General features: G+C 61.9%; 10 protein-coding genes and 1 pseudogene. 7 read left to right on the forward strand and 4 right to left on the reverse strand.

Translation table 11 applies throughout. The features are described from left to right. Nucleotides 1–85 precede the first annotated feature (85 nt). Entirely contained in the window at nt 86–4951 is a 4866-nt protein-coding gene (locus ACK2SD_RS16755; RefSeq protein WP_412460365.1) for an NAD-glutamate dehydrogenase, read from the reverse strand. A 346-nt stretch (nt 4952–5297) separates the two neighbouring features. On the opposite strand from ACK2SD_RS16755, the gene ACK2SD_RS16760 reads away from it, so the two are divergent. The 6 genes from ACK2SD_RS16760 (at nt 5298) to tnpC (ending at nt 11358) form a co-directional block, all read left to right on the forward strand. Continuing rightward, nucleotides 5298–5651 (forward strand): hypothetical protein, encoded by a 354-nt coding sequence (locus tag ACK2SD_RS16760; RefSeq protein WP_412460366.1) that lies wholly within the window; start codon nt 5298–5300, stop codon nt 5649–5651. 74 nt (nt 5652–5725) lie between these two features. Then, nucleotides 5726–6436, forward strand: a complete 711-nt coding sequence (locus tag ACK2SD_RS16765; protein ID WP_029613995.1) for a FadR/GntR family transcriptional regulator — start codon at nt 5726–5728, stop codon at nt 6434–6436. A 101-nt stretch (nt 6437–6537) separates the two neighbouring features. After that, nucleotides 6538–7731, forward strand: coding sequence for an L-2-hydroxyglutarate oxidase (gene lhgO, locus ACK2SD_RS16770; RefSeq protein ID WP_412460367.1), 1194 nt, complete (start codon nt 6538–6540; stop codon nt 7729–7731). 43 nt (nt 7732–7774) lie between these two features. After that, complete coding sequence (locus tag ACK2SD_RS16775) at nt 7775–9103, forward strand: MFS transporter (RefSeq protein WP_412460368.1); 1329 nt, start codon at nt 7775–7777, stop codon at nt 9101–9103. Between the two features lie 332 nt (nt 9104–9435). Then, nucleotides 9436–9795, forward strand: a complete 360-nt coding sequence (gene tnpB, locus ACK2SD_RS16780; RefSeq protein ID WP_412460369.1) for an IS66 family insertion sequence element accessory protein TnpB — start codon at nt 9436–9438, stop codon at nt 9793–9795. Nucleotides 9796–9813: 18 nt separating this feature from the next. After that, nucleotides 9814–11358, forward strand: coding sequence for an IS66 family transposase (gene tnpC / locus ACK2SD_RS16785; protein ID WP_412460370.1), 1545 nt, complete (start codon nt 9814–9816; stop codon nt 11356–11358). A gap of 430 nt (nt 11359–11788) precedes the next feature. Here tnpC and ACK2SD_RS16790 read toward each other — a convergent pair whose 3' ends face one another. Further along, entirely contained in the window at nt 11789–12430 is a 642-nt protein-coding gene (locus tag ACK2SD_RS16790; RefSeq protein ID WP_412460371.1) for an SMI1/KNR4 family protein, read from the reverse strand. A gap of 160 nt (nt 12431–12590) precedes the next feature. Here ACK2SD_RS16790 and ACK2SD_RS16795 point away from each other — a divergent pair, with 160 nt between their 5' ends. Further along, nucleotides 12591–12707, forward strand: coding sequence for a PA0050 family protein (locus ACK2SD_RS16795; protein ID WP_412460372.1), 117 nt, complete (start codon nt 12591–12593; stop codon nt 12705–12707). A gap of 157 nt (nt 12708–12864) precedes the next feature. On the opposite strand, the pseudogene ACK2SD_RS16800 reads toward ACK2SD_RS16795, so the two are convergent. Next, nucleotides 12865–13072: pseudogene (locus tag ACK2SD_RS16800) on the reverse strand (IS5/IS1182 family transposase); the annotation flags it as partial. Nucleotides 13073–13190: 118 nt separating this feature from the next. Beyond that, nucleotides 13191–13739, reverse strand: a complete 549-nt coding sequence (locus ACK2SD_RS16805) for a hypothetical protein (protein ID WP_412460373.1) — start codon at nt 13737–13739, stop codon at nt 13191–13193. Between the last annotated feature and the right edge of the window lie 114 nt (nt 13740–13853).

Genomic DNA, 13853 nt, shown 5'->3' on the forward strand with positions numbered 1-13853 from the left:
CCGTAACGGCCCACCACCAGGCCGTCGAAGACAGACAAAAAAAGCCCCGGCATCGCTGCCGGGGCTTTTCATTTCAGCGCAAGACTCAGGACGGAATCACCACCGCCTGCCCGCTCAGCGCCAGGTCGACCAGCTCGCGGTTGGCCACCGCGTACATCGCATAGTCGGTGCCGCTGGCATTGCGCAGGTCGTCGAGCATGGCGCGCCAGCGCTCGACCATCACCCGGTGCTGCTCGGCCCACAGGGCCACGCGGGCATCCATGTCGTCCGGGGCATCGGCCATCTGCAGCACGGAAATGGTGATCGCGCGCTGCTGCAGGTCGATGTCGTCGCGGAACGCCTCGCGGGCCAGGGCCTGCCAGTTGTTCTCCACCGGCAGGTTGCTGATCTCCTGCAAGTACCAGGTCAGGTCCAGCGCGCTGCCCACGGCGAAGAACGCCTTGGCCACCTGGGCCGGATCGTGGCCGGTGACGTCCGAGGCCTCGATGATCGGCAGCAGGGTGTACAGGTGCGTGGTGCCGGCCACCATGCGCGCCAGCAACTCCGGCACGCCCGCTTCGACGAAGCTCTGGTAGCGCGTCTGCCAGCGCTCGCGGGTCGGACCTTCCAGCAGTTCGTCGAGCTTGAGCCCCAACTGCGCGATCTTCGGCCCGAAGTGCGCCGTGTCGCGGCCAGCGTCCTGCTCGTTGCGGCGGCTGCGCAGGAACCAGCGGGTGGCGCGACGGCCCAGACGCATCAGCTCATCCATCAGGGTCAGCTGGATGTCGGCCGGGACCTGGTAATCCAGTGCCTCGATCTGACGGAACCAGTGCGGCAGGTGGAAGATATCGCGCACGATCACGTAGGCACCGGCGACATTGGCCGGGCTCATGCCAGTGGACTCCTTCAGGCGCTGCACGAAGGTGATGCCCATGTTGTTGACCAGGTCGTTGGCGATCTGGTTGCTGACGATCTCGCGCTTGAGGCGGTGACGGCGCATGGCCTCGGCGAATTTGCTGACCAGCGACGGCGGGAACGCGGTTTCCATGTCGCGGGTCAGGTACTCGTCGTCCGGCACCTCGGACTTGAGCAGTTGCTCCTTGAGGTCGATCTTGCTGTAGGAGATCAGCACCGACAGCTCGGCACGGGTCAGGCCGTGGCCGGCGGCCAGACGCTCGGCCAGCAGGTCTTCGCTGGGCAGGAACTCGATGGCGCGATCGAGCTTGCCACGCGATTCCAGATCGGCCATCAGGCGTTTGTACTCGGCGATCCGCTCGCGGGCGCGACGGGCAGCGAGCGACAGCGCCTGGGTCTGCTTGTAGTTGTTGCCCAGCACCAGGGCCGAGACTTCCTCGGTCATGCTGCCCAGCAGCTGGTTGCGCTGCTTCTCGGTCATGTCGCCGGCCTGCACCACTTCGTTGAGCAGGATCTTGATGTTGACCTCGTGGTCGGAGCAGTCCACACCACCGGCGTTGTCGATGAAGTCGGTGTTGGTGGCGCCGCCGTGCAGGCCGAATTCGACGCGGCCGAGCTGGGTCATGCCCAGGTTGCCGCCCTCGCCCACCACCTTGCAGCGCAGCTCGTTGCCGTTCACCCGCAGGGCATCGTTGGCTTTGTCGCCGACGTCGGCGTGGCTTTCGCTGCTGGCCTTGACGTAGGTGCCGATACCCCCGTTCCACAGCAGATCGACCGGGGCCTGCAGCAGCGCGTGCAGCAGTTCGGTCGGGGTCAGGCGGTCGGCTTCGATGGCGAAGCGCGCCTTCATCTGTGGGCTGATGGCGATGCTCTTGGCACTACGCGGGAAGATACCGCCGCCTTCGGACATCAGCGTGGTGTCGTAGTCAGTCCAGGCCGAACGCGGCAGTTCGAACAGGCGCTTGCGCTCGACGAAGCTGCTGGCCGGATCCGGATTCGGATCGACGAAGATGTGCAGGTGGTTGAACGCGGCCACCAGTTGCAGCTTGTCCGACATCAGCAGGCCGTTGCCGAACACGTCGCCGGCCATGTCGCCGATGCCGACCACGGTGATCGGGTCTTCCTGCACATTGATACCGCGCTCGCGGAAGTGGCGCTGCACGCCGACCCAGGCGCCACGTGCGGTGATGCCCATGCCTTTGTGGTCGTAGCCGGCCGAGCCTCCGGAGGCGAAGGCATCGCCGAGCCAGAAACCATAGTCGTTGGCGATGCCGTTGGCGATATCGGAGAAGGTTGCGGTGCCTTTGTCCGCCGCCACCACCAGGTAAGGGTCGTCCTCATCGTGACGCACCACGTTGACCGGCGGCACCACGCCGCCGTCCTTGAGGTTGTCGGTGATGTCGAGCAGGCCGCTGATGAAGATGCGGTAGCAGGCGATGCCCTCGGCGGCGATCTCGTCGCGCCCGCCGCCCAAGGGCAGGCGACGCGGCAGGAAGCCGCCCTTGGCGCCGACCGGCACGATCACCGAGTTCTTCACCTGCTGGGCCTTGACCAGGCCGAGCACTTCGGTGCGGTAGTCTTCCTCGCGGTCCGACCAGCGCAGGCCACCGCGGGCGACGTTGCCGAAGCGCAGGTGCACGCCTTCGACCCGTGGCGAGTACACGAAGATCTCGAACTTGGGTACGGGCTTGGGCAGCTCGGGGATCAGCCGTGGGTTGAACTTGAAACTGAAGTAGCCCTTGCTCTGACCGTTGCTGTCGGTCTGGTAGAAGTTGGTGCGCAAGGTGGCCTTGATCAGGTCCAGGTAGCGACGCAGGATGCGGTCTTCGTTGAGCACCTGAACGTCGTCCAGCGCGCTGAGAATCGCCTGTTCCAGACGCTGCTGCTTGTCGTCCAGGTCATCCTGGCCGAGCTTGCGCGCCAGGTAGAAGCGGGTCTTGAACAGCCGGGTGAGCTCGCGGGCGATGTCGGTGTGGTTGTTCAGGGTGCTGGCGATGTAGCCCAGGTCGAAGCCCAGACGGATCTGCTTCATGTAGCGGGCATACGCGCGCAGCAGCGCCACGTCGCGCCACGGCAGGCCAGCGGTGAGCACCAGGCGGTTGAACGCGTCGTTCTCGGCTTCGCCCTGGACGATATGGATGAAGGCGTCCTGCAGGGTGTCGTTGAGCTGCTGCAGGTCCAGGCTCAGCCCTTCGCTGTAGGTGAAGGCGAAGTCGTGAATCCAGAACTCGCGGCCATTGGCATGACGCAGCCGATACGGGAACTCGCCGAGCACGCGCAGGCCTAGGTTCTCCAGGATCGGCAGCACGTCGGACAGTGCCAGCGGCGTGTCGGCGTGGTACAGCTTGCAGTGCAACTGACGCTCACCGATCTGGGTGAGCGGCTGGTAGAAGCTCATGGCCAGGGGCTTGGCCTCGGACAACGCCAGCACGTGCTGCATGTCGACCACCGCCGAGTGCGCGGCGAAGCGCTCGCGGTAACCGGCCGGGAAGCCTTTCGGGAAATCGGCCAGGATGTTGGTGCCCTGGGCTTCGCCGAAGTTGTCCACCACCAGCGCCGAATAGTCGTCCTGCCACGAGCGGCAGGCCTGGATCACTTCGTTTTCCAGTTGCTGCGGATCGATGTCGATGCGGTTCTTCGGATCGACCCGCAGAATCAGTTGCACCCGCGCCAGCACCGATTCGGAGAAGAAGGTCCAGAACTCGCAGTCCGAGGCCTTCAGGCGCTCCATCAGCACCTGCTGGATCTTCTGGCGCACTTCGGTGGAATAGACCTCACGCGGCACGTAGGCCAGGCAGTAGCAGAAGCGGCCGTAGGGGTCTTTGCGCAGGAACACGCGGATCTTGTTGCGCTCCTGGATCTGCACGATCGACATCGCGGTGCTGAACAGCTCGTCGATCGGGGTCTGGAACAGGTCGTCGCGCGGCAGCACTTCCAGGACCTGGGTCAGCTCCTTGCCCAGGTGCGCCTTGGGGTCGAAGTGCGAGCGACGCTCCACTTCGGCGACCTTTTCGCGAATGTACGGAATGGTATAGACGCTCTCGCCGTACACCGTGGAGGTGTACAGGCCCATGAAGCGGCATTCCTTGAGGACCTTGCCGTCGGCATCGATCTGACGGATCGACACGTAGTCCGGATAGGCCGGGCGGTGTACGCGGCTCGGCTGCGAGGCCTTGGCGAACGACAGCAGGCGCGGCTCGCGCAGGTAGCTGACGGCGTAGTCCTCGATGCGCAGGTCGTCGCTGCTCAGGCCAGTGCGCAGCACGCGCGGCAGGCCGAGGAACGAGGATTCGTCATACGCCAGGCTGCCGCCGGCGGCGTCGGTCTCGACCACGAATTCCTCATAGCCGAGAAAGGTGAAGTGGTTGTCCAGCAGCCAGGTGAGGAAGCTCTGCACCTCGGCCTTGTCATGCTGCGCCGGCCCGAAGGCGTTCTCGCCCACCAGCGCCAGCAGGTCGCGGACCTTGGCCTTCATCGGCTCGAAGTCGGCCACCACCACGCGCACATCGGCCAGTACCAGCTCCAGCTCGCGGGTCAGGCTGGTCAGCTCGGCAGCGTTGGCGCAGCGGTCGATCTCCAGGTACATCAGCGATTCGTGATTGACGCCTTCACCCTGGGTGCCCTTGGGCAGCAGTTCGAGCAGTTCGCCCTTGGCCCCACGCCGGGTGCTGAGCACGGTGGTCTGCAGGGTGTGGATGCTGTAGCCGCGGCGGTTGAGCTCGGTACGCACCGAGTCGACCAGAAATGGCAGGTCGTCATGCAGAACTTCGACCACGGTGTGCGTGGACTGCCAGCCATGGCGCTCGTAGTCCGGGTTGTAGACCCGCACCAGCGGGGTGGCCGAGTCGAAGCGCTCGATGGTGCGCCAGGCAGAAAGGGTGCAGCCGGCCAGGTCGGACAGCCGACGCTGGGTGAGTTCGTCCAGAGAGATGATGCCGAAGAACTGCTCAGCGAACAGCGCCACTTGTGGCAGGGACTGTTCGCTGATGTGCTGCGCCAGGGCCGCTTGCAGTTGATGCTGGAAGTCGGCCTTGCTGGCTGCGGTGAAAAACGCCATCTGTGGTACTCCGCTTGGGCTTTTTTTTGGTGAAGCGTCGTGTACGTGTACGTCCGCCGTTCAGGATCAACCATAGCCAACCCATGGCGACAGAACGATGGAATCAAGGCGTCGGACAGGTCCCGCGCGTCGGCGTTCCGGGCCACCCGCCAAGGATGAGCACCTGCAAAGACGACTGCCGGGGCGGTGGCCTTACGGCTGCCCATCGACTGGGCAGCTTAACGACTGAGCGGTCACCGCGGCTTGCAGCGCTGCGACATATTCGGTCAAGCGGCGGTAACTGTGCATTTATGCGCGGTGCCAAGGCTGGCACAATCGCGTTTCACTTCCTTGAACCGAGCCGCCCATGCAACTGAAAACCGCCCTGCTCTTCGCCACCCCGTGCGACGACGAAGAAGACGACATGGCGACCCTGTGCTGCCACAGCGACAAGGGCCAGATGTTCCTGCTCACCCGCTACCCCGACGAAGACACCGTCGACCTGACCCTGGACGACGAGCCTTCGACGCTGGATGGGCTGACCGTGACGTTGAGCGCCGAGCGCCTGCTGATCGAGGTGGCCTCTGGTGATCGCGATGCCCTCAAAGGCGACGCGCACCTGGAAATCCTTCTGACCTCGGCCGGTAGCGACCTGGACGAGGTGGCGCTGACCTTGCGCAACATTTTCGACGGTACCGGCACCTTCGTCTCCGAGCTCTGACGGCCGCGGGCACGATTGACAGATCGCTAGGCGCTAGGCATTGTCTGACAACCTGACCACTAGGCAACCTTTCCATGCTTGAGCTTCAGCGCCCCGACACCCTCGTCGACCGAGTGGTCAGCGCCATCCGCGCCGAAATCGACGCCGGCCGCCTGGCCGCCGAATCGCGCCTGCCCACCGAACAGCAACTGGCCGAGCAGCTCAACGTCAGCCGCTCCGTGGTGCGCGAGGCGGTGGCGCAGCTCAAGGCCGATGGCGTGCTTATAGCCCGACGCGGACTGGGCTCCTACATTTCCCAGACCCCCGGCGGCACCGTGTTCCGCTTCCCCGGCAGCAGCGGACGCGCGCCCGACCTGGTGCAGATGTTCGAGATGCGACTGTGGATCGAAACCCAGGCCGCCGCCATCGCTGCGCGCAGGCGTGATGCCGCCGACCTGACGCGCATGGCCGATGCCCTGCAGATCATGCTCGACCCCGGCAGCGACCTGACTCGCGCCGCAGCCGCCGACGTGGCCTTTCACCGCGCCATCGCCGAAGCCAGCAAGAACGATTACTTCGTCGCCTTCCACGATTTCCTCGGCGGTCAGTTGGCCAGCGCCCGCCGTACCGCCTGGGAAAACTCCGCCCGCCCAGCGATCGGCGGCTCGGCCGACGCCAGCCGCGAGCACCAGGCGCTGTACCAAGCCATTGCCGACGGCGACCGCCACGCCGCCGCCGGGTGCGCTGAAGCGCACCTGCGCGCCTCGGCCAAACGTTTGAAGATCGACCTGCCCGCACTCGACTGAAGCCCATGACGCTCCGGGGCAGAGGCCCCGGATTTTTAACGCACTACTTTGTCTGACAACCTGATAATCAGATTCAAAGACACGCACTCAAGGTAATCCGCATGACCCACGACTATTGCATCATCGGCGGCGGCATCGTCGGCCTTGCCACCGCGATGGCCCTGCTGGAACAGCGCCCCGGCGCCTCGCTGTTGCTCCTGGACAAGGAAGACCAATTGGGTCGCCACCAGACCGGCCACAACAGCGGCGTGATCCACGCCGGCATCTACTACGCACCCGGCAGCCTCAAGGCCGAACTGTGCAAACGCGGCGCCCAGGCCACCAAGGACTTCTGCCACGAGCACGGCATCGCCTTCGAGGTGTGCGGCAAGCTGCTGGTGGCCTCCAACGACCTGGAGATGCAGCGCATGCAGGCGCTGTACCAGCGCTCGCAGCAGAACGGCCTCAAGGTCGAGCGACTGGACGCGGACGCCCTGCGCCATCGCGAGCCGAACATCGTCGGCCAGGGCGCGCTGTTCCTCGATGCCACCGGCATCGTCGACTACAAGGAAGTGTGCAAGGCCATGGCCCGGGTGATCGAGCGCGCCGGCGGCGAGGTGCGCCTGTGTACCACGGTGCGCGCGATCCAGGAGCACACCGACCACGTCACCATCACCAGCGACGCCAACACCTGGCGTGCACGGCAACTGGTGGCGTGCGCCGGCCTGCAATCCGACCGCCTGGCGCGCTTGGCCGGGGTCAGCATCGATCACCAGATCATCCCTTTCCGCGGCGAGTACTACCGCCTGCCGCCGAGCAAGAACGGCATCGTCAACCACCTGATCTACCCCATCCCCGACCCCGACCTGCCCTTTCTCGGCGTGCACCTGACGCGAATGATCGACGGCAGCGTGACCGTCGGCCCGAATGCGGTGCTCGGCCTAGGCCGCGAAAACTACCGCAAAGGTTCGGTGAACTGGCGCGACGTGGCCGAGTACGCCCGCTTTCCCGGGTTCTGGAAAACCCTCTGGAACAACCTGGCCTCCGGCACCACGGAAATGAAGAACTCGCTGTTCAAGCGTGGCTACCTGGAGCAGTGCCGCAAGTACTGCCCGTCGCTGGAAATCGACGACCTGCTGCCGCATGAAGCCGGCATCCGCGCCCAGGCGGTAATGCGCGACGGCACCCTGGTGCATGACTTTCTGTTCGCCGAGACGCCGCGCATGGTGCATGTCTGCAACGCCCCCTCGCCGGCCGCCACCTCGGCCATTCCCATCGGCCAGATGATCGCCCAGCGCATCCTCAAGGCCCGCTGATTTCTGCTGCACCTTCCACTACAAAGACAATAAGGAATAACCCATGTCGGCACATGAAACGGCCCCGTCCGCGACGGAAACCCCCGACCAGCAACGCAAGCGCCTGCGCAAGGTCGCGGCGGCGACCATCTTCGGCTCGATGCTGGAGTGGTATGACTTCTACCTCTATGCGACCATGGCCGCGATCGTGTTCTCGAAGATCTTCTTCGACGCCAGCAACCCGGCGGTGGCCTCCCTGCTGGCCTTCTCCACTTTCGCCATCGGCTTCATCGCCCGCCCGTTCGGCGGCATCCTGTTCGGCTACCTGGGCGACCGCTTCGGTCGTAAGCACGTGCTGGTGATCACCTTCTGCCTGATGGGCGTATGCACCACGCTGATCGGCCTGATCCCCGGCTACGCCACCCTCGGCATCTGGGCGCCGATCCTGCTGGTGGTGATCCGCATCATCCAAGGCCTGGGCGCCGGCGCCGAACTGTCCGGCGCAGCGGTCACCTCTTACGAGCACGCCAGCGAAGGCAAGCGCGGCAGTCAAGGCGCCTGGCCAGCGCTGGGCCTGAACCTGGGCCTGCTGCTGTCGTCGCTGACCGTGTACCTGCTGACCATGAACGGCAACGACTTCCTGCTGGCCGGTGGCTGGCGCATCCCCTTCATCGCCAGCATCGCACTGGTGGCGGTGGGCCTGTGGGTACGCAAGAGCATCCCGGAAACCCCGGACTTCAAAGCCCTGGACACGGCCGAGGACACCCCCAAGGTCTCGCCACTCAAGCTGCTGCTGCGCAATGACCGCAAAGGCCTGGCCGTGGTGTTCTTCGTGGCGGTCGGCTACAACGCCCTGAGCTACATCTTCAAGACCTTTTCCCTGGCCTACCTAACCCAGTTCAAAGGCGTCGAGGCCCATGTCACCTCCCTGTCGGTGACCATCGCCAGCCTGGTGGCGATCTTCGCCGTGCCGTTCTTCGGCTGGCTGTGCGACCGCTGGAGCAGCAAGACCGTACTGATGCTCGGCGGCCTGCTGTCGGTGCTGTTCGCCTACCCCTTCCTGCGCCTGCTGAGCACCGGCGAGCCGACGCTGATCTATGTGGCGATCGCCCTCGGCACCGGCATCCTGGCGCCCATGATGTTCGCCCCACAGGGCTCGTTCCTGAGCCGACAGTTCCCCACCCAGACCCGTGCGTCGGGCTTCGGCACCGGCCGCGAAATCGGCACGGCGGTGGCAGGCGGCCTGGCACCGCTGGGCGGGCTGGCCTTGGTGGCAGGCTCGGCGACGCACTCCACCGATGGCGTCGCGCTCATCCTGGCGGTGGCTGGGGTGTTGGTGGTGGTGTTCACCCTGCTCGACCAAGGGCGCAAGTATTCCAGCGCCAAGAACTAAGGCAGCGGGGATTTGCGACGTTACGCCACACTGGCGCGTTCGACGGGGCTGATCTTTACTGCTCCGGGTCCGGCCCTCGCTGGCCTGTCTGGCGATGTGCCGCGACCGGGCGAACGGACCTTCCGGGCGAGTGTGGTGAGCCCGCCAGTGTCCGTGATGACCGACCGTACCCTCACTATGGATAGAACGCGTGGGTTTACCCACTCAGGAGCTTGCGAATGAAGAACGTACTGTTGGCGGTGTTTCGTAACCGCTCCATGAACCCCACATTCAAAGCGCGAAGCTGATCCCCAATGCTGTGCTCCCGATCTCTTTCTGGAGCCAGCCCCGTCATGATGCGACCCGACGCCAAAGTCGAAAAAGTCTATCTCTACCCCAAGCCCGTCGACTTCCGAAAGTCGATTGACGGCCTGGCCGCTCTGGTCGAACTGGATATCAAAGTGGCGGTGTTTGACCCCGTGCTTTTCGTGTTTATCAACAAGCCGCGCAACCGCGTGAAGATCCTCTACTGGGAACGAAACGGCTTCTGCCTTTGGCTCAAGCGCCTCGAATCCGAGCGTTTCAAAACATCGCCAGACGCCACCGACGAGGCGATCATTCTGACCGTCCAGGAACTCAACTGGCTGCTCGACGGTTTTGACCTCTGGCGTAATCGTCCTCATCAGGTTTTGACGCCGCGCTACGTGGCATGACCCGGTATAATCCGGGCCATGATTTCTCTGCCCGATGACCTTCCTGATGATCCTGTTTTGCTCAAGCAACTGTTGCTTGAGGCCCTCAATCGTCAGGAGGAAACCGCTCAGGCTTATCAGACTCACATCGTCGACCTGAAAGAACAGATCAAGCTGTTGCGTGACCGTCTGTTTGGACGCAAGTCCGAGCAATCCGTAGAACCCAACACGCCACAGTTGGCCTTGTTCAATGAGCCTGAAAGCGAGCCAATGCCGTTGGTTGGCGACGCCGATGAGGAAGTCGTTGCACCCACAGTGCGTCGTGGCAAACGCAAGCCGTTGTCAGCCAATCTGCCGCGTATCGAAGTCATCCACGAACTGCCCGAACACGAACTGACCTGTGCTTGCGGTTGCCGCAAACATGCCATCGGGGAAGAAACCAGTGAGCAACTGGATATCGTGCCGATGCAGATCCGGGTCATCACACATATCCGCAAGATCTACGCTTGCCGTGGCTGTGAAGCCGCACCGGTCACCGCCGACAAGCCCGCCCAGTTGATCGAGAAAAGCATGGCCAGTCCCAGCGTGCTGGCCATGCTACTGACCGCCAAGTATGTCGACGGTTTACCGTTGCATCGGTTTGAAACGGTACTCAGCCGGCACGGTATCGATATCCCTCGGCAAACGCTGGCACGCTGGGTGATCCAGTGCAGCGAGCATTTCCAGCCACTGCTTAATTTGATGCGTGATCGGTTGCTGGAAAGCCCAGTGATTCACTGCGATGAAACCCGTGTCCAGGTGTTGAAAGAACCGGATCGAGATCCGGCCAGTCAATCCTGGATGTGGGTGCAAGCCAGTGGCCCACCGGATCGAAAAGTTGTGCTGTTTGATTACACGTCCAGCCGTGCGCAGGAGGTGCCGTTGCGCTTGCTGGAAAGTTACCGTGGCTATGTCATGACTGATGATTACGCCGGCTATAACGCGTTGGCGTTGCAGCCGGGCGTGGAGCGACTGGCGTGCATGGCCCATGCGCGACGCAAGTTCGTGGACGCGCAAAAAGTGCAGCCCAAAGGTAAAACCGGACGGGCTGATATCGCGCTGGCGATGATCAACAAGCTGTACGGCATCGAGCGCGAGCTCAAGGACGTCAGTGATGAACAGCGGTTTACTGGTCGACAGGAGAAAAGTCTGCCGATCCTGACACAACTGAAAATCTGGCTAGATAAAACCCAGTCGCAGGTGACCGCACAAAGTGCGTTGGGCAAGGCAGTGCATTACCTGGCGAATAACTGGAGTCGACTGGAGCGCTATGTCGAAGCGGGTTACTTGCCCATCGATAACAATACGGCCGAAAGAGCGATCAAGCCGTTTGTCATAGGGCGCAAGGCCTGGCTGTTCAGCGACACCGTCAACGGCGCCAGTGCCAGCGCGAAGATCTACAGCCTGGTCGAGACCGCCAAGGTCAACGGCCAAGAGCCTTATACGTGGCTGCGCCACGTACTTGAACGGCTACCGCACGCCTCGTCCGTAGCAGACTACGAAGCGCTGTTACCGTGGAACTGCTCGCCAGAGATGCTACGGTAGCCCGTTACCCCACTGTTGGGCAGGTGGGGTTTATGGATCGCGTGCAAGTCTCCGGTGCGGGGTATGAGGTACTACAAGGAGGAGGCAACCGCGTGATCCAGGTGTTGACCCTGTGTGCACGACAGCGGAGCTGCCTCTACCTCGAGTCATAGACGACTGGCTGGCGCTGGGACTGAAATTGAGGTGACGTCGAATGGTATTTAGCGAGCAGCGCATCTGGCGAGCGATGGCCCAAATAGACAGGCCACGCTGATGAAGGAGTTGGCGTGCTGCGCAAAATCCAGGACGAACAGGGCCATCGCGGCGGAGCCGGAAGAACAAACGGGCGATGGCTGATGGTCATTGCCCGCAGGACCGAAAGCGCAGCGGCCAGTCTGATTGAATCGCATCAAGGCGTATTTGACGCGCGACGCCTGAGGCTTAACAGTCGTCAGTCGAAATGGTCGTCATCTTCGCCTTCGCCATCGTGATTGTCATCGTCGTAGAAGTCGTTCACGAATGGATAGTCAGCCTCTATCAACAACTCAAGATAGGCTTCAAAGCTCGGCGCGATCACCCTGTATTCGTCTGGGTCGTGGATAAAGCGAACTACTTGGCCCACGGTACCGCCAGGCGCTGGATTGAAATCGAGGAAAAGGGCCGAGGTACCGCCATTGTTGGCGCATTCGGCGAAACACAGGTAGTCGCAAATTGGCACATGAGGGTGGATGCCTGGCCCGATGGGGTTGGGCGAAATGTGTGGCGCTCCGTCATAGACCTGATGCAGCGTATCGCGCAGGTGTGGGGCGTTTGCGTACTCAAGTATCTGTTTGACCGAGCGCAAATAATACGGGCAGCCACCGAGATCTGAGCCGAGTACCAACAGGACCACCGTGCCGCCGGGGTACAGGCGGTAATGGGTGCCATCCATCTTACCCAACAGCTCAAGCAAAGCCTCAGGGCACGCGGGAAAACGCGCCAGCAGACGCTCCAGATTAGCCACCCTCGCGCCTTTGGTGATTGCCAGCTTGGTGCGCTGCACCGGAGTCGCTACCGCTGCGAAGCCGGCGAGGTAGCGTTGAACGATGGACATTTTGATTCCTTGATAAGCGTATGCTGGGCAGCGCTTACTGACCTTGCAGAGCAGTGCTGAAGGGGACTCAAGCACTCGTACGCTGGCTCCAGAAAGAAATCGGGAGCATAGCATTGGCGACCAGCTTCGCTTTGAATGTGGGGTTCATGGAGCGGTTACGGTGTTTCTGCTCTGTGGTTTCTCCCTGACTGCCCAAGCGGCGTGCCCGGTGTTCGGCCCGTCGAAAGACCCTTGCAGCGGGCCGGTGTTTGGGCCTTCGACGTGTCAGTGTCCTTGAGGTAGGAGCGGTGTGGCGGGCTCGGGGGAGTGGGCCCGCTATGGGGAACTCCGAACAAATTGTCATCAGCTCGAAATGGACGGCTCGGGCACGCCGAATAGCCAGATTTTCAGCCGCTGGCTATTGGATAACCCAAACGCAGCTTTGGTTTCTGCCCTCACGGACGCACCTCTCCTGCGGCCGGCAATAATCGCCGGCGCACCATCCACAGATTCGACAGGGCAAACAGCGTGTCAGTTACGCCGTGTTCTTGGCCAAGCCACGGAAGCGGGTTTAACATAGCCGAATTGGCGCTTGATCACACGGAATGCGTGTTTGACCTTCGCTCGCACCTGCGCTTTGACCTTCTCGATCTTGCGTCCGGCTTGGAGAGCACGTCGGTTTTTTCAAGTACTTGTAACTGAACTGACTACTCACCGGTTCGACATTTGACGCAACCGATTGATTTAGCTTTTGCCGCCTTGAGACGTTACCTGACTCGATTTAATCCGCGCTGTCTTCTCCCGGGTCACGGAGAGCATCTATGTAAGCCGCCTTCAATGCAATGCTGACAGCCTTCAACCCCTCGCCTGTCATAGAAGCCAAGCGCGGAGCGACCAACTCCTGTCCTGAACCTTTGATTTTCACCGTGGATTCGCCGACATATTTGGTAGCCCCAACATAGACGGAGAGTTTCGCTTGGCAAGCATAATAATCTGGACTATTCCAAGTTTTAATGAAGATTCGCTCGATCTCGACTCTAGTTTTCATGCTAGCGGCAGCCTCAGAGCCAATGGCCTGCCGGATAAATTCCGGCCAGTTCGCCACTGGAATGTTTGCAAAGCCTTCGTACAGACCTCCATTATAATTCGCAGCATGCCACACAATCTTACTCATCTCAGAACAGGTACTGCAGCGTTCAATGCCGGTAACGTCAGTGACAGCTGTGTGGGTCTTGTGATTTTCAATAGCGAGCAGGTCCACATCTGAAGTATAGGGAGCAAAATGCAGTCTATTAGTTGCACATCCAACCAAAACAAGAAAAACTAGCAAGCACGGAATCTTCAAAATAAATCCACCCTTTTAGGAATCCGTATCGAATAATAAAATTACCAGGAGAACACTATAACTAGAAAACCAAACTACCATTAAAAATATTTTCAACCC

Source organism: Pseudomonas sp. SC11, from assembly GCF_047039205.1.
GTDB lineage: Bacteria > Pseudomonadota > Gammaproteobacteria > Pseudomonadales > Pseudomonadaceae > Aquipseudomonas > Aquipseudomonas boreofloridensis.